12 protein-coding genes are annotated in these 16793 nt (G+C 63.0%); 6 read left to right on the top strand and 6 right to left on the bottom strand.

Annotated features, from left to right (window positions below):
• Positions 1–174 precede the first annotated feature (174 nt).
• From uppS to ACP15W_RS08345, 3 genes are all read left to right on the top strand, one after another.
• The gene (gene uppS / locus ACP15W_RS08355; RefSeq protein ID WP_424932416.1) at positions 175–915 is read left to right on the top strand and encodes a polyprenyl diphosphate synthase; all 741 of its coding nucleotides are present in this window, start codon (positions 175–177) and stop codon (positions 913–915) included.
• A gap of 337 nt (positions 916–1252) precedes the next feature.
• Entirely contained in the window at positions 1253–2653 is a 1401-nt protein-coding gene (locus ACP15W_RS08350) for an aspartate ammonia-lyase (RefSeq protein ID WP_424932415.1), read from the top strand.
• An 81-nt stretch (positions 2654–2734) separates the two neighbouring features.
• Positions 2735–3679: an asparaginase gene (locus tag ACP15W_RS08345; protein ID WP_424932414.1), complete on the top strand. Its 945-nt coding sequence runs from the start codon at positions 2735–2737 to the stop codon at positions 3677–3679.
• 98 nt (positions 3680–3777) lie between these two features.
• On the opposite strand, the gene ACP15W_RS08340 is transcribed toward ACP15W_RS08345, so the two are convergent.
• From ACP15W_RS08340 to ACP15W_RS08315, 6 genes are all read right to left on the bottom strand, one after another.
• Positions 3778–5568 (bottom strand): sodium:solute symporter family transporter, encoded by a 1791-nt coding sequence (locus tag ACP15W_RS08340; RefSeq protein WP_424932413.1) that lies wholly within the window; start codon positions 5566–5568, stop codon positions 3778–3780.
• Positions 5569–5955: 387 nt separating this feature from the next.
• Positions 5956–7182 (bottom strand): D-mannonate dehydratase ManD, encoded by a 1227-nt coding sequence (gene manD, locus ACP15W_RS08335; RefSeq protein ID WP_424932412.1) that lies wholly within the window; start codon positions 7180–7182, stop codon positions 5956–5958.
• A gap of 11 nt (positions 7183–7193) precedes the next feature.
• Complete coding sequence (locus tag ACP15W_RS08330; RefSeq protein ID WP_424932411.1) at positions 7194–8324, bottom strand: Gfo/Idh/MocA family protein; 1131 nt, start codon at positions 8322–8324, stop codon at positions 7194–7196.
• A 141-nt stretch (positions 8325–8465) separates the two neighbouring features.
• Positions 8466–10016, bottom strand: a complete 1551-nt coding sequence (locus ACP15W_RS08325) for an extracellular solute-binding protein (protein ID WP_424932410.1) — start codon at positions 10014–10016, stop codon at positions 8466–8468.
• Between the two features lie 70 nt (positions 10017–10086).
• Complete coding sequence (locus tag ACP15W_RS08320; RefSeq protein ID WP_424932409.1) at positions 10087–10854, bottom strand: GntR family transcriptional regulator; 768 nt, start codon at positions 10852–10854, stop codon at positions 10087–10089.
• Between the two features lie 181 nt (positions 10855–11035).
• Positions 11036–11941 (bottom strand): LysR family transcriptional regulator, encoded by a 906-nt coding sequence (locus tag ACP15W_RS08315; RefSeq protein WP_424932408.1) that lies wholly within the window; start codon positions 11939–11941, stop codon positions 11036–11038.
• 122 nt (positions 11942–12063) lie between these two features.
• On the opposite strand from ACP15W_RS08315, the gene xdhA reads away from it, so the two are divergent.
• The 3 genes from xdhA to xdhC are packed head-to-tail and all read left to right on the top strand — an operon-like array spanning position 12064 to position 16755.
• On the top strand, positions 12064–13521 hold the full coding sequence (xdhA, locus tag ACP15W_RS08310; protein WP_424932407.1) for a xanthine dehydrogenase small subunit: 1458 nt from the start codon (positions 12064–12066) through the stop codon (positions 13519–13521).
• Positions 13522–13532: 11 nt separating this feature from the next.
• Positions 13533–15935 carry a xanthine dehydrogenase molybdopterin binding subunit gene (gene xdhB, locus ACP15W_RS08305; protein WP_424932406.1) on the top strand — a complete coding sequence of 801 codons (2403 nt, stop codon included), beginning with the start codon at positions 13533–13535 and terminating at the stop codon, positions 15933–15935.
• Between the two features lie 4 nt (positions 15936–15939).
• Positions 15940–16755, top strand: coding sequence for a xanthine dehydrogenase accessory protein XdhC (gene xdhC / locus ACP15W_RS08300; protein ID WP_424932405.1), 816 nt, complete (start codon positions 15940–15942; stop codon positions 16753–16755).
• Positions 16756–16793: the final 38 nt, after the last annotated feature.

Genomic DNA, 16793 nt, shown 5'->3' with positions numbered 1-16793 from the left:
TAGCGACCCCGCTGTCCGACCTGGATAGCAACAGGATCCGGAAGGCCCGCCACAGCGCGGGCCTTTCACGTTTTGTGTCGAAGGTTTTCAATTCTGGGTTTTGCGCCCCGTCGATGTTGCGCGGCAGCACGATCCGTTTTATTCAGATGGATCAGTTTTAGAGAGCCCTTGTATATGAGTGATGTTGGCCGCCCGCCTCTCCATGTCGGGATCATCATGGATGGAAACGGGCGCTGGGCCCAATCGCGCGGTCTTGCACGTATTTCCGGCCACGCGCGCGGGGCGAAACGGGTAACGGAAATTGTCCGCGGCTGTCCGGATATCGGGGTCACGCATCTTACGCTCTATGCCTTCTCGACGGAAAACTGGCGCAGGCCGGTTGCGGAAGTCGAAGGGCTCATGAAAATCTTCCAGCAGTATATCCTCAGCAAGCTCGATGGCCTGCAACGAGAAGGAGTGCGGGTTCGCTTTATCGGGATGCGGCACAGAATCCCCCTTAAGCTGCAGAGGCTTATGGCACGCCTGGAAGAGGCGACAGCGGAATGCGAGCGGCTCAACCTGACGATTGCCATCGATTATGGCGGGCGGGACGAGATCGCGCGGGCCGTACAGAAGATGACGGCGGAGCTCGGGGACGGGCCGGTCGAGGAGATCGGGGAGGACAGCATGGCCGCCGCGCTCGATACGGCCGGACTGCCTGATCCGGACTTCATCATCCGCACGTCCGGCGAACAGCGTGTCTCGAATTTCCTTTTGTGGCAAGGGGTTTACGCCGAATACAGCTTCCCCGAGATCCCTTGGCCGGAGTTCACGCTCGCGCATCTGAGGGATGAAGTGACGGCGTTCCGCAGCCGTGATCGACGGTTTGGGGCTGTGGGTGCGCCCACTAGTGTGAGCATCACCGCAGGCGGCTGAAACGGCGAAAAGCGACCGGAATCCGAGTATGGAAACGGTATGGAATCGATATGGTTTCGGTATGGCTATTTGTATGGCCGGTTAGCGCGAGCCGCCATCTCGTGGCTTGCCAATCATTTCCTGAATATTCGCAATCCGAGCATCCAGTCGACTGAACCGGCCGAAGCGGCCGTGGCAATCCGACGGACCCGCCTGGACCCTCGGTGATCGGACCCTGGAAGTCGCAAGGCTGCGCGGAAATTTGAGCCCATACCGCCCAATTTTGTGCCTATTTGTACGCCAGATCCGTGGGTATTCTGGGCGACAGAATCGAATTACCGCCTGATCGGAGATCGCGATGAAGTCCCGCATTGAAGAAGACAGTCTTGGCGCCAAGGAGCTTCCGGCAGATTGCATCTGGGGTATCCAGACCGCCCGCGCGATCGAGAACTTCCCGATCTCGGACATCAAGCTCAGCCTCTTTCCCGAGTTCGTTCGGGCGCTGGCCTGGGTGAAGAAGGCCTCTGCCCGGACCAACGTGAAACTGGGGGTGCTCTCGGAGGAGAAGGGTGAAGTGATCTCGGCGGTCTGCGACGAGATTGCTGCAGGAAAGCACCACGAGCATTTCCGGGTCGACATGATCCAGGGGGGCGCGGGCACCTCGACCAACATGAACGCCAATGAGGTGATCGCCAATCTCGGGCTGATCAAGATGGGGTATCAGCCGGGCGACTATCAGCATCTCCACCCCAATGATGACGTGAACAAGTCGCAATCGACGAATGACGTCTATCCCACTGCCATGCGGCTGGCGATCGTTTCGCAGTGCAATGCGCTTCAGCAGGCCCAGCAGCGACTGTCGCATGCATTCGACGAGCGGGCCGAGGCCTTCGCGGATATCCGCAAGATCGGCCGGACCCAGTTGCAGGACGCCGTGCCGATGACGCTCGGCCAGGAATTCGCAGGGTTCGCGGCAACCATTCGGGAAGACATCGAGATCATCGGCCGGGTCTCGAAACTGCTGCTCGAGGTCAATCTCGGCGGCACGGCAATCGGCACCAAGGTCAACACCCCCGACGGCTACGCCGAACTGGCGGTGGCGAAGCTCTCGACGATCTCGGGAATGGACGTGTCGCTCGCCGGGCATCTGATCGAGGCGGCGTCCGATACCGGCGCCTATGTGACCTTCTCGGGCATCCTCAAGCGGATTTCGGTGAAGCTCTCGAAGATCTGCAACGATCTCCGCCTGCTTTCTTCCGGGCCGCGCTCGGGTCTGCGCGAGATCGTGCTGCCGCCGGTGCAGGCTGGCAGCTCGATCATGCCGGGCAAGATCAACCCGGTCATCCCCGAGGTGGTGAACCAGGTGGCGTTCCAGGTGATCGGCAACGATCTGACGGTGACGCTCGCGGCGGAACATGGGCAGCTTCAGCTCAATGCGTTCGAGCCGGTGATCGTTCTGAATGTGTTGCAATCCATGCGGATGCTGATCCGCGCAATGGATACGCTCGACAAGCGCTGCGTGCGCGGGATCGAGGCCAATCGGGCGCAGTGTGAAGGCGCGCTGGAAAACAGCCTCGTTCTGGCGACGCTGCTCGTGCCTCATATCGGCTACGCCAAGGCGGCGAAGGTGGCGAAACACGCGCTGGCGGAGGATCTGAGCGTGACGCAATCCGCGGTTGCCCTGGGATACGGCACGGCGGAGGAGATCCAGGCACTGCTGACGCCAGATGTCGGGCTGCTCGAAGAAACGCCTGCCTGAGCCGAAGGCCCTTCGCCTTCCGGCAAGTGCCGACTAAAGAGGCCCCGCTGGTCGCGTGAATGAATTGGAGGAAGCGGGGGCATGGCTGTCTTGTTGATCCACACCGGGGGAACCATCTCGATGGCCCGGACGGAAACGGGCTTCGCGCCGAAGGCCGGGGTGGTCGAGGATTTCGTCGAGAAGGAGCTGGGCGGTCGCACGGGCGCGCACGAGATCGACATCGAATTGCTCACGCCCCTCATCGACAGCGCGAACGCCACGCCCGAGGACTGGAACCGGATCAGCCGCCGGATCGCGGATGCGGTGGGGCGCTATCGCGGAGTGGTCGTGACCCACGGCACCGACACGCTGGCCTATACCGCGGCGGCCCTCTGCTTCGCGCTGGAGGGACTAGAGATGCCGGTGATCCTGACCGGGTCTATGCTGCCGCTGACCGAGCCGGAGAATGACGGGGCCGGAAACCTGCGTGATGCCTTTGCGGCGGTGCTCGATGCGCCCGCCGGTGTCTGGGTGCAATTCGCCGGCCGGCGGCTGCACGGGGCGCGGGTCTACAAGACCCATTCGCGCAAGCACGACGCGTTTTCCTGCGTTCCGGCCCATGTGCCGCCGCGGCGCGACGGGGCGGCGCTCATCCGGCATGAGGCACGGAATGCGCGGGTGGCAATCATTGCGGCGGCCCCCTTCATGCCGGCGGATCTGCTCGGTCATGTGGTGACGAACTGCGATGCGATCATCCTGCGTTGTTTCGGCTCTGGGACGATACCGGAGTCCGAGGCCCTGCGGTCGGCGCTGGCCGCGGCGCGGGCGGGCGAAGTTCCGGTGATGGCGGTGAGCCAATGCGCCGAGGGCGGGGTGGCGCTCGGAACCTATGCAGCGGGCGCCGTGCTGGTGGAGGGCGGCGTTGCCGATGGCCGCGACATGACGGTCGAGGCGGCCTACGCCAAGATGATCCACGCTCTGGTGGAAGAGACGGACTATTCCCGGCGCATCGCCTTTCTCGAACGCCCGCTCTGCGGAGAGATCTGAGGACGATACCCTGCCGTAACGAAAATGCCCCGGGCACTGGGCCCGGGGCATTGTTATGTCTGGCCGGGGCGCGGGGCAGGCCCGCGCGCCTGGTAGGATCATTCGGCCGGTTCGACCACCGTTGCCGGCCCACGGGCCGAGAGCTTCAGGAGCGCGCCGATGCAGAGCACGATGCCGCCTGTCAGTCCGAAGCCGAAGAACGCGCCTTCCTGGCCGTCGGGCTGCGGGATCAGCGGCAGGAGCAGGATCGTCACGCCGTAGATCATGGCGAGCGTGCCCAGCTTGTTGCGCTGTTCCAGGTCGGTTGCGCTGACGCCTTCTTCCGAGACGACCGGGGTGGCGATGTCTTCGAAGAATGCGTCGACTTCCTCATGACGCACGGGCGACAGGCCGTTGTAGAAGCGGCGGGTCCAGAAGAAGAAGCCGACCGTGACCGTCAGGTGCAGGAACATCGAGACGATGAACACCAGGTCGCTGCCTTCGCGGCTGGTGAATTCCGCTCCGAACATTGCGCCGAGTGCGTCGGCCGTCAGGACGTATTTCGACAGGAGGGACACGCCAATTCCGAGGATCACCGTCGCCCAGGGGGCCCAGTCCGGCACCCGGCGCACGAAGACGGCCAGGAAGAGCGGGATCAGGATCGGCATCTGGATGAGGCTGCCCATCTGGAGCATGATGTCGAAGAGGCTCAGTTCCTTCAGGGAGGCGATGAAGAGGCCCACGAGCACGATGATCACGCCGAAGAAGAAGGTGATGATCTTGCCCACTGTCATCAGTTCGCCGTCGCTGGCATGGCCGCCGCGGATCACCGGCTTGTAGAAGTTCATGCACATGATGCCGGCACTGCGGTTGAGGCCGGAGTCCATCGAGGACATGGTGGCCGAGAAGAGCGCTGCCATCATTATGCCGACCATGCCCACGGGCATGACGGTGTCGACGAAGCCAAGATATGCGGCGTCCGAGGCCTTGGAGCCGAGGGTGGGGTAGGTCGCCTCGAGGTCGATGCCCATGACGGCAGTGGCCATCGGCGGCAGGAACCAGATGAACGTGCCAGCGAGCATCAGCAGCGAGGCAAGCAGGGCGGCCTTCTTGGCGTTCTTGCTGTCCTTCGCCACGAGGTAGCGCGAGGCGTCATACATGTTGTTCGTCGAGAAGATCTGCTTGGAGATCGACATCAGCGACCAGACGAAGAACAGGCCGACGTAGTTCATGTTGTTGGTGAAGAGGTCGTTGGGGAACTCGACTATCACGGTGGAGACGCCGAACTCGGTGGCGACGAACACGCAGGCGGTGATCGAGATCGCCATGATGACCAGCATCTGGACGTAGTCCGAGGCGACGACAGCCCAGGCTCCGCCGGTAAGCGAGACGAACATCACGACGAGGCCGGTGATGACGATGGTCCATTCGATGGAGATGCCGAAGACGGCCGAGGTGAAGATCGCGAGGCCATTGAGCCAGATCCCGGCCTGGATGACGCCCAGCGGCACCTGCGCCCAGGTGAAGAACTGTTCGTTAACCGGACCGTAGCGCCGCCGGATCGCATCCACGGGCGTGATGCAGCGCGTCTGGCGGAACATCTCGGCCACGAGCAGGAAGGAGACGAAATAGCCCACCGCGTTGCCGATGAAGATGACGGCGACGGCGAGGCCGTCGGTATAGGCCTTGCCGGCGGCGCCGGTGAAGGTCCAGGCGGAGAACTGGACCATGAAGGCGCTGGCGCCGGTCATCCACCAGAGCAGCTTGCCGCCGCCGCGGAAGTAGTTGCTCGGCGTGTTCGACTTTCCGCTGAACAGAAAGCCGATGGCCACGATGAAAATCAGGTAGAGAACGACGAGGGCAAAATCGACCCTGCGTTCCAGTACCGATGCCAAGAGATCATTTTCCATGTTTCCTCCCGGGGCGGAAAGGTTGGCAACTGCCGCCCAAGTTTCAAAGATCGTATTTTAGAAAAGCACACAGGTTACTTGTGAATCGGACGCGTCCAGAGTGTTTGCGCGTCCAGATGCCGGGGCGTGCGCATTGTTGCGGCAATGGCCCAAGCATAACGACTAAACGCGATGAGCGTATCGCGCATAAGTCCTCACGCCAATGCGACTGCTCGCATTTCGCCAGATTTCAGCGATTTTCATGATTCCCCCGCTCCGTGCATTTCATTGTAGACTAGTATACAAGATCAGTCGACATGAAATCAAGAAGGAAGCGGAGCGGCGCCACTTCCTTCCTTTAAAAATACGGCTTTGACGGCGTCTATTCGCCCATGCCCGGTTGAGTGTTCAGTAATTCCAGAGTGTTCCGTCCTCGAGGCGCACTACCGGATGGCTGCCCGGCTTGTAGCTGTAGCGCGCCGCTTCGGCCTCGTCGAAGTCCACGCCAAGGCCGGGCGTATCGCTGACAAAAACGAGTCCATTCTCCATCCGGTGCTCGGATGGGAAGAGCGCGTCACATTCTGGCGTGCCCAGCACCAGGTATTCCTGGATGCCGAAATTGGGCGCCCAGGCGTTGAGATGCGCCTGGGCCGCCATGCAGATCGGCGAATGGCTCGGTGCGCCGTGAAAGCCCGTGCGGACATTGTGCAGACCCGCGAGATCGACGATCCGCTTCACATGGGTGATGCCGCCGGCGTAGGTGACGGCCACGCGGATGAAGTCGATCAGTTCTTCTTCGATCAACTTGTTGCATTCCCAGATCGAGTTGAAGACCTCGCCGATGGCGATGGGAACGGTGGAATGCTGGCGCAGGAGCCGGAGCGCGGCTTGGTCCTCTGCGGGTGTGGGATCTTCCAGCCAGAACAGGCCGACGGGTTCGACGGCCCTCGCGAATTCGGCGGCCTCGCGCGGCATCAGCCGGTGATGAACGTCATGAAGGATCTTCAGGTCGGGACCGAAGCGCGCCCGGATCTCGGCCAGCGCTCCGGGCATGTAGCGCATGTAGCGCTCGGTGTCCCAGGTCTCGACCTTGGGCCGGATGCCGCTGAAATCGGTCATGTAGGAGGTGGATGCGCCCTTTTCCTCGGGCACGGCATAGCTCGCGCTCGGCATTCCGGGTATGCCGCACTGGACGCGCACGGCCTTGTATCCCTGCTCGACGAAATACGAGATCGAGTCCATGAGGTCTTCGAGGTCGGCGCCGGTCGCATGGGCATAGACCATGGCGCCCGCGCGGCTCTTGCCACCAAAGAGCTGATAGAGCGGCAGGCCGGCGATCTTGCCCTTGATGTCCCAAAGGGCCATGTCGATCGCGCCGAAGGCGGCCATGGCAATGGGGCCGCGTCGGAAGTAGGCGCCACGATAGAAGAATTGCCAGATGTCCTCGCTGTTGCGCGGGTCCATCCCGATCAGGTTCGGTACAAGGTAGTCCTGAAGGTAGGTCGCGGGCAGGGTCTCGCGGTTGTTGAGCGTCGCGTCGCCCAGACCGTAGATGCCCTGATCGGTCATGATCTTGAGCGTGACGTAATTCTTGCCGGGGCCGCCGACGAAGACTTTTGCATCGGTGATTTTCATCGTTGGGTTCCTCAGGCCAGGTTGGACAGGTCGGTCCAGTCGTCATTGCGGCGGATCAGGTCGATGATCTGCTGATACCGGCTTCCCTCTGTGAAGGTCGGGTAGGGCTCGACGCTCTCTCCCCTGATGTCGCGGACGAATTCGCGGGCGAGATAGTGCCAGCATTGCTCGGTCTCGCCCTCCACCTTCGGGATGGATGCGGCGATGTCCTCGGGCAGGGGAAGCTCCGTCCAGGTCTTGCTTGCGCCGTAGTGGTAGAGTTCGCGGCTGCCGTAATGGCCCTTGATGTAGATCGCGCCCTCCTTGCCGTAGAAGACGATGTGATCCTCGTGAAAGCGCGGCACGAGGCCGCCATGCTTGAAGAGGACCGATACCGGCTTCTCGGCAAAGGGGCTCTCGAGTTGTGCCAGCACGGTATAGGACCATTCGACATCGCTCTCGCCCCATTCGAGAGAGGGGTCGGAGAGATCCTTCGGAATGAAGTTGCGCCGCGTGGCGAAGTTGTGGACGCCCTCGACGATGGGCGCACGCCCGAGATCGTCGCGCACCTCGCCCATGATGCCCAGGATCCTGTCGCCCACGACGGAACAGGCGATGGAGAGCGTGTGGGTGAAATTGTTGTTGAGGCGACCGCCACCCGCGGATTTCTGGTGTGACCAGCCGAAGGGGATCTCGCGCTCCAGATTGAAATGGGAGATGCATTCGATCTCCGTGGGCTCGCCGATCGCGCCTTCTGCCACCAGCCGTTTCGCGTGAAGAACACTGGGTGCATAGCGAAAGCTCGCGGCGTAAGCGGTCTTGACGCCTTTCTCATCCGCGAGGCGTCTGAGTTCGACGGCTGTTTCGCCGCTTTCGGTCATCGGCTTGTCGACGAAGACGTGGCATCCGGCGGCGATGGCCTGCCTGATGGGCGCGTAATGCGCGCCGCCCGGGGTGGCGATGGAGACGATGTCGGGCTTGCAGGTCTCGAGCGCGTCCTGCCAGTCGGTGCCCGCGTAGGGGATGGCCATCTTTTCAGCGACCTCGCGGACGACGCTCGGGGTGCGGCCGACCATGCCGACCACCTCGGCACCCGCTCCTCGAAATGCATCGGCATGGCCTTGTCCTGCAAAGCCGGTTCCTGAGATCAAGACTTTCAGCATCCTATCCTTCTTCTCTTCGTGATGTGTGGGGTTCATCCGTGCGGGCACGACAATCGGACCGCCGGAGGGCAGCGAAACAGGGTGAGAAAAGCCAGCGCGGCGAGGCGCGATGGCCCCGCCGCGCCGGTTCATGCGTCGTGGTCAGTTGCTGTACTGGCGGGCGTAGGCGTCGTTCATGACCTGGATCACCTGGCCGTAGCCCATGTTGTCGAGGGTCGCGAGATAGGCGTCCCAGTCATTTTCGATATTGCCGGTACCGAGCACCCAGGCCTGCTGGCGCTCGAGCATGTAGGTCTGGATCGACGGCCAGTAGCGGTCGTAGATCGCCTGCTCTTCCTTGTTGAAGGCGACACCGAGGAACTGGTCCACGAGGAGATCGGCGGAATCGTAGAGCTCGATGCCTTCGCGGGCGGCCGGTGCGGTCCACTGCCATTCGTAGCGGTAGTCCTGCCAGTAGCCCTTCTTGATCTGGGCGCCGACCTCCCAGAGCTGGCTGTTGACCGCGCGGTCGCTGTTGAGCACCTCGGGTTTGAACACCGGCTCGCCGTCGACCATGTCCCAGGTTTCGCCCTCGACGCCGAAATTGGACAGAAGGCGGCCCGGTTCGGTGAACCAGAAGTCGAAATACTTGATGGTCTCGACCGGGTGTTCGTTGGAGTAACTGATCGCCCAGCCATCCGGTTTGATCGGGATGCGGCGGTGTTCCTCGATGCGGTTGCCGCTGACCGAGGCCGGGGGCAGGAACGGGATGAAGTTGAAGCCCTCGATCTCGTCCTCCAGCGCGGCGTTATAGCCGGAGGTGGAGGCGAACCAGTCATGGGTCATGCCGCCGAGATCCTCGGAGAGCAGGTAGTCGCGGGCCGAGGTGCCACGGGTGAAGACTTCGCGGTCGATCAGCCCCTGTGCGTACCAGTCAGCGATATGGGTCATGCCGATGCGGTAGTTTTCCTGCGTGTAGGGGTGGACGATCTCGCCGTCCGCATTGACCAGGAAGTCGTGCGGTGTGTCCGAGCCGGAAGAGCGCCCGTCCCAGAGCGTGACGAGGCGGATGAGTTCCTCCCAGTCCCGGACGAAGAAGGGCACCTCGTCCTTCAGGCCGTTGCCGTTCGGGTCCTGGTCGCGGAAGGCCACGAGCGTATCGTAGAGTTCATCGACGTTCTGCGGCTGCTCCAGTCCGAGCTTGTCGAGCCAGTCCTGCCGGACGAACCAGGCGCGGCCGTATTTCCCGTCGGGCAGGTAGGGGATGTAATACATGTTGCCGTCATAGGCTGAGATTGCCTGGCGCAGTTCCGGGCGTTCGTCGAAGAAGGCCTTGATGTTGGGGGCGTGTTCTTCGATCAGCTCGTTGAGCGGCAGGAAGGCGCCCTGGGGGCCGAACTCGTTCACCGGTTGCTTGATGAGCTGGCTACCGACGATGTCGGGCAGGTTGCCCTGGGCGAGCAGCAGGCTCATCGCTTCGCGCTGGTCGGTGGAGTTCTTGCCGGCGGTGGCATCGATGAGGTGGATGCCCGTCATTTCGCGTGCCGCCTGCTCGACGGGGTAGTTCTCGTTGTAGCCCTGTGCGCGGTCCCAGTGCATGTGGATGGTCAGTTCGAGCGGCTCGTCGGTGATCCGCAGGCTCTCGTCCGCGAGGGCGGCGGATGTCAGGCATGTGGTGCCGAGAATGGCCGTGGCGAGCAGTTTCTTTTTCATTGGATCCTCCCTTTTCGGTCTCTTTTTCCGTTGTGGTGCCCGTTTCGGGCGTCTGGGGCGTTGGGGCCTCTCAGTTCGGGGTGGGCAATTCGATCAGCCCATGCAGCCTTTCGTCGGTGAAGAGCACGCCGATCTGCCGGTCGAGATCGCCGATATGTGCGCGGAGTGCGGTTTCGGCACGGTCTGGGTTTCGGGTGCGGATTGCCTCCGCGATTGCGGCATGTTCCCGAAGCACCTCCGGGCCGCGCAGGATGCGGTGCATCCGGCGGATATGGCGGGCGCGGTTGAGGTCGAACTGCGAGCGACGCGCCGTGCGCCAGACATCTCCGCAGCCGGCAAGGATGAAAAGCTGGTGGTGAAATGCCTCGTCGAGCGCGAAGAAGCCGGCGTGATCCTCCTCTGCGAGGGCATCGGCCTGCCGTGCGAGAATGTCGTCGAGTTCCTCGATCCGGTGGCGGGGATCCGGGTAGGAGGCCGCACCGCGCACCGCGCCGAGCTCGAGTTGAAGGCGGATGAAGCAGGCCGTGGTGTAGCGATTGACGGAGATCTTCGTCACGTAGGTGCCGCTCTGGGGCACGATGCGGACGAGGTCGCTTTCGTCAAGGCGGATCAGCGCCTCGCGCACCGGGGTCTTGCTGGCATTGAGAGCCGCCGCGACTTCCTTCTCGGAGATCCGCTGGCCGGGGCGAAGCTGCACCGAGACGATGAGGTCGCGGAGAATATCGAAGATCTGGAAGGTGATGTTCGTCTCGGGATCGAGCCGCATGCCCGCCAGAAGATCGCCCACGGAGCGTGTCGCAGTCCGGGAATGCGGCATTTCTGGCAGACGTTTCAGCAAGTCTTGCTCCGTTTAACGGGTCACGAAATCCGATTGGATACTTGTCTACTGGTATCCCATAATCCAGAACTGATATACTAGTATGATGGCCTCGTAAACCGGCTTTGCACGGGAGAGTGCAGGCCGAGGAAGCCGGACCCTCGGGAGGGCGGTCGATCCCGTGGCGTATCGGGGGGTGAGATCAGGACGAGATGATCGGCAGCTCGCGGCAGCGGTCCAGCACGTAGTCGATCAGGAGCCGGACCTTGCTGTCCTGAAGGCGGCGGTGGGGATAGAGACAGCCGAAAAGCGCGGGCTCGGGGGGCGCGTCCTGCATGACCTCCACTAGCGTGCCGCGGGCGAGGTGATGGGCAATGTCGAAGCGTGGCTTGTTGATGATACCCCGGCCCGCGAGCGCCCAGTCGGTCAGCACGTCGCCGTCATCGGAATCGTAGCTGCCCGAGACCTCGACCTTGAGGGGGCCATCCTTCGTGGCAAGGGTCCAGAACCATTCTGGCGACCGAGGATACCGTAACAGGAGGCAGTTGTGGCGTTGCAATTCCGACGGTGTTCGGGGTGTGCCGAAACGCTCGAGATAGGCCGGGGCGGCGCAAAGCACCCGAGGGGTGTCGATGATCTTGCGAAGCTTTAGGTTCGAATCCGGCGGGCGTCCGACAAAGAAGGCGACATCGAGACCGTCTTCGAGGATGTCCACCTTGCGGTCGGAAAGCCGCAGGCGCACCGAGACCTCCGGGTAGAGATCGACGAAATCCGGGATCAACGGCGCAATGATCCGTTTGCCCACACCCAGGGGGGCCGTGACCTGCACCGCGCCACGGGGCTGCAGCGAGAAGTTCGAGACCGCGGCTTCGGCATCTTCGAGCGATTGGACCACCTGGCGGGCGTGTTCGTAGAAGGCATGGCCGATCTCGGTGGGGGTAAGTTTGCGCGTCGTTCGATTGAACAAACGCACATTTAAGCGCCGTTCGAGCTCTTTTATCCGCTTGCTTGCCACCGCAGGCGTCATTCTGAGGTCCCGGCCGCCCGCAGTGATGCTGCCAAGCTCGACCACCCGGACAAAAACGCGCAGGCTGTCGAGATAAGGCATCGGTTTCTCCGATTGTCTACGAATCGTTGAAAAAGCTTATCCGAATACCCCGTATTTTGGGAGCATTGGATCAGGCATTATCAGAGCGTCGCCAGTTCCCGATTGCGACACAGGGAGGCCAGATGACATCGAGATCGCATATCCGCTTCATTCTGAATGACCGCGACATCACGCTGGACAGCGTCGGTGCCAGTGACACGCTGCTCGATTTCCTTCGGATCGAGCGCCGCCTGACCGGCACCAAGGAAGGATGCGCGGAAGGCGACTGCGGTGCCTGCACGGTTCTGGTCGGGCGGCTTCAGGAGGGAAGTCTTCACTACGAGCCGGTGAATGCCTGCATCCGGCTGCTGGCCTCTCTCGATGCCTGCCACGTGGTTTCGGTGGAGCATCTTTCAGGGCCGGACGGGCGGCTGCATCCGGTTCAGCAGGCGATGGTCGAGCATCATGGCAGCCAGTGCGGGTTCTGTACGCCGGGATTCGTCATGTCGCTCTATGCGCTCTGGATGGGCAACCCGGACCCGACACATGCCGAGATCGAAACCGCGATTCAGGGCAATCTCTGCCGCTGCACCGGCTACGAGCCGATCATCCGCGCGGCAAAGGCTGCGACCGCACTTGGAAGTCCGGCCGAGGATGCGCTGACCCGCGAGCGCGATGCGATGACGGCGCGGCTCTTGGGCTTGCAGGACGGGCAGCGGGTCATGGTGGAAAAGGGGGGAAGTCGCTGCATCCTGCCGGCCTCGGTCGACGATCTGGCCGATGTACTCCTCGAGGTGCCGGGTGCCACGATGGTTGCGGGAGCAACCGACGTGGGGCTCTGGGTGACGAAGTTCCTGCGGGACATTTCGCCGGTGGTCTTCCTCGGACATCTGGACGGTTTGCGGCGCCTGGAGGTGACCGGCACGGCCATCGAGATCGGAGCCGGCGTGAGCTACACCGGCAGCCGGGAAGCGATGGCCGGGGAATACCCGCATCTGGCCGAGTTCTGGGACCGGATTGCCGGCTGGCAGATCCGCAACATGGGTACCATCGGCGGGAATGTGGCCAATGGCTCACCCATCGGGGATACGCCTCCCGTCCTGATCGCGTTGGGGGCTACCATAACCTTGCGCCGGGGGGGCGAGCGGCGGACCCTGCCGATCGAGGATTTCTTCATCGCCTATGGCAAGCAGGACCGGCTCGAAGGCGAGTTCCTCGAGAGTATCAGCGTGCCGCGTGCGAAGGCTGACGCGCTGCATGCCGCCTACAAGATCTCGAAGCGCCGGGACGAGGATATCTCCTCGGTTTGCGCGGCGTTCAACATCACGGTCGCGAATGGCGTGGTGACGGAGGCACGCATTGCCTTCGGTGGCATGGCGGCGACGCCGAAGCGGGCCGCCCAGGCAGAGGCGGCATTGGTGGGGTCCGCCTGGAGCGAGGCGTCGGTTCTGGCCGCCGCCGCGCAGCTTGGAGAGGACTTCACGCCGCTGAGCGATTGGCGGGCCTCTTCGGATTACCGCTTGCAGGTGGCGAAGAACCTGTTTCGGCGGTTCTGGCTCGAACAGCAGGGCGGCGACGCGCCCGTGCGGCTGAGTGCATGAGGAGGATGGACATGGGCAAGGAAGACATCATCGACGCTCCTCTCGACACCGACAAGCGCAAGGACCCGCCCGTGGCACAGAAGCTCGCGCGGGCCGAGCGGGATGGCGGTCCGATCCGGGGCGGGGTTCATACCGACCTGCGCCATGACAGCGCGATCAAGCATGTCACTGGCCGGGCGGAATATTGCGACGATATTGCGGAGCCTGCGGGCACGCTGCACGCCTATCTTGGGCTTTCCACGCGGGCCCATGCGAAGATCGTCGCGGTGGATCTCGAAGCGGTGAAGGCCGCGCCGGGTGTCGTCGGCGTGCTGACGGCGGATGACATTCCGGGCGTGAACGATGTCTCGCCGACCGGACGTCATGACGAGCCGATCTTCGCGACGGAAAAGGTCGAGTTCTGGGGCCAGCCCATGTTCGCGGTGGTGGCCGAAACCCGCGATGCCGCGCGCCGGGCCGCGACGCTGGCGAAGGTGACCTACGAGGACCTGCCGCATGCGCTCGATCCGGAGGCCGCACAGGCCGCCGATATGGGCTATGTAACACCGCCCCTGACGCTCAAGCGCGGCGATGCACCGGACGCGATGAAGGCAGCCAAGCACCGGATCAAGGGCAAGCTCAAGATCGGCGGGCAGGATCACATGTATCTGGAGGGTCATATCGCCTTCGCCATTCCGGGCGAGGACGAGGATGTCACGGTGCATTCCTCGACCCAGCATCCGAGCGAGGCGCAGCACATGGTCGCGCATGTTCTGGGCGTGCCGTCGAATGCGGTCACGATCAACGTGCGGCGCATGGGGGGGGGCTTCGGGGGCAAGGAAACCCAGATGAACCTGTTCTGCTCGGTCGCGGCGATAGCGGCGAAGAAGTGGAACCGCGCGGTGAAGATCCGGCCCGACCGCGACGACGACATGAGCGCCACGGGAAAGCGGCATGATTTCGTGATCGACTACGAGGTAGGGTTCGACGACGAGGGGCGGATCGAGGCGATGACCGGCGAGTTCGCCGCGCGCTGCGGTTTTTCCTCCGACCTTTCGGGGCCGGTAACGGATCGGGCGCTCTTTCACGCCGACAACGCCTACTACTACCCGAACGTTCTGCTGAACTCGCATCCGATGAAGACCAACACGGTGTCGAACACCGCGTTTCGGGGCTTCGGCGGACCGCAGGGTGTGATCGCGGCGGAACGTATCATGGAGGAGATCGCCTATCACCGGGGCGTGGACAGCCTGGAAATCCGCAAGCGCAACTTCTACGGCAGTTCGGACGACGGGCGCGATGTGACGCCCTATCACCAGACGGTCGAGGACAATATCGCGCCGCGGATCGTCGCGGAGCTGGAGGAGAGTGCGGATTATCAGGCGCGGCGGAAGGCCGTTCTGGAGTGGAACGCGAAGGGCGGGGTTGTGCGCAAGGGCATCGCGCTGACGCCGGTGAAGTTTGGGATATCCTTCACGGCCACCTGGTACAACCAGGCGGGTGCGCTGCTGCACATCTATTCCGACGGCTCGATCCATCTCAACCATGGCGGTACGGAGATGGGGCAGGGGCTCAACACCAAGGTCGCGCAGGTGGTGGCCGACGAGCTTCAGGTCGATTTCGACCGGATCAAGATCTCCAAGACCACCACGGAGAAGGTGCCCAACACCTCCGCCACGGCGGCCTCTTCCGGTTCCGATCTCAACGGCATGGCGGCGCAGGACGCGGCGCTTCAGATCAAGGCGCGGCTGATCGATTTTGCCGCCGAGCGCTGGCAGACCACTGCGGAGAACGTGCGTTTCGTCGCCAATGCGGTGCAGATTGGGGAGGAGACCATTCCCTTCGCCGATTTCATCCGTGAGGCCTACATGGCGCGGGTGCATCTCTCGGCCGCCGGGTTCTACAAGACGCCCAAAATCCACTGGGACCGGGCGACGGGCAAGGGGCGGCCCTTCTACTACTATGCCTATGGCGCGGCGTGCTCGGAGGTGTCCGTCGATACGCTCACCGGCGAATACCGGGTCGAGCGCACCGATATCCTGCATGACGTGGGCAAATCGCTGAACCCGATCCTGGACAAGGGTCAGGTCGAGGGAGCCTTCGTCCAAGGCATGGGATGGCTCACCACCGAGGAGTTGTGGTGGGATGACAAGGGGCAACTGCGCACTCATGCGCCATCCACCTACAAGATCCCGCTTGCCTCGGATTGCCCGCGCGTCTTCAACGTGGCGCTGGCGGAGTGGTCGGAGAACAAGGAGCGGACGATCAAGCGCTCAAAGGCCGTGGGCGAGCCGCCCTTCATGCTGGGAATTTCGGTGTTCGAAGCGCTTTCCCATGCGGTGGCGAGCGTTGCGAATTACAAGAGTTGTCCGCGGCTCGATGCGCCGGCGACGCCTGAGCGGGTGCTCATGGCCATCGAGCGGTTGAGGGCCTGATCCCATGTCGCTCGCCGCTTTCCTCGAAGCAAGTCCGCGCGTCATCGCCGTGCGGTTGACCCGCGTGCGGGGTTCCTCGCCGCGAGAGGCCGGGACGGAGATGTTTGTCGCGGTGGACGGGTTCTTCGGGACCATTGGCGGCGGGCAGCTCGAATACATGGCCATCGACAAGGCCCGTTCGATGCTGAAGAGCGGCGAGATAGCGACAGAAATGGATGTGCCGCTGGGACCGGAAATCGGCCAGTGTTGCGGTGGTCGGGTCGAGATCTCGCTGTCGCTGATGTCGGGGGACGCTCGGACCGCGGCCATGGCGGCGGAAACGCGGCGTCTCGAGGAACTGCCGCATGTCTATGTCCTGGGTGCCGGGCACGTGGGGCGGGCACTTTCGGATCTCTTCCAGCACCTGCCGGTTCGCTGCATCCTCATCGACAACCGTGCGGCGGAGCTCGGTATGTGCGGTGCCGGGATCGAGAAGCGCCTCTCCGTCATGGCCGAGGCGGATATCCGAACCGCCCCGGCGGGAAGTGCCTTCATCGTGCTGACCCATGACCATGCGCTCGACTTCCTGCTGACGGCGGAGGCGCTGGCGCGACATGATGCAGCCTATGTCGGGCTGATCGGCTCTGCCACGAAGCGGGTGAAATTCGAGCGCTTCTGCGCCGCCGGAGCGTCTAAGGCCGACACGCACCGTCTCGTTTGTCCGATCGGGGCGGTGGGGCGCGGAGACAAGCGACCGGAGGTCATTGCGGCCTTCGTGGTGGCTGAGGTCATGGCGGCTCTGACCGAGATGGTGCGATCACCCGAGAAAACAGCGGAATAACGGAAAACGGCCTCGCGACAGGCGGCCCGACAAGACCG

It is taken from the genome of Amaricoccus macauensis (assembly GCF_049800915.1).
In the GTDB taxonomy this organism is placed as follows: Bacteria; Pseudomonadota; Alphaproteobacteria; order Rhodobacterales; family Rhodobacteraceae; genus Amaricoccus; species Amaricoccus macauensis_A.
This window is presented reverse-complemented; position numbering and strand designations above follow the sequence as displayed.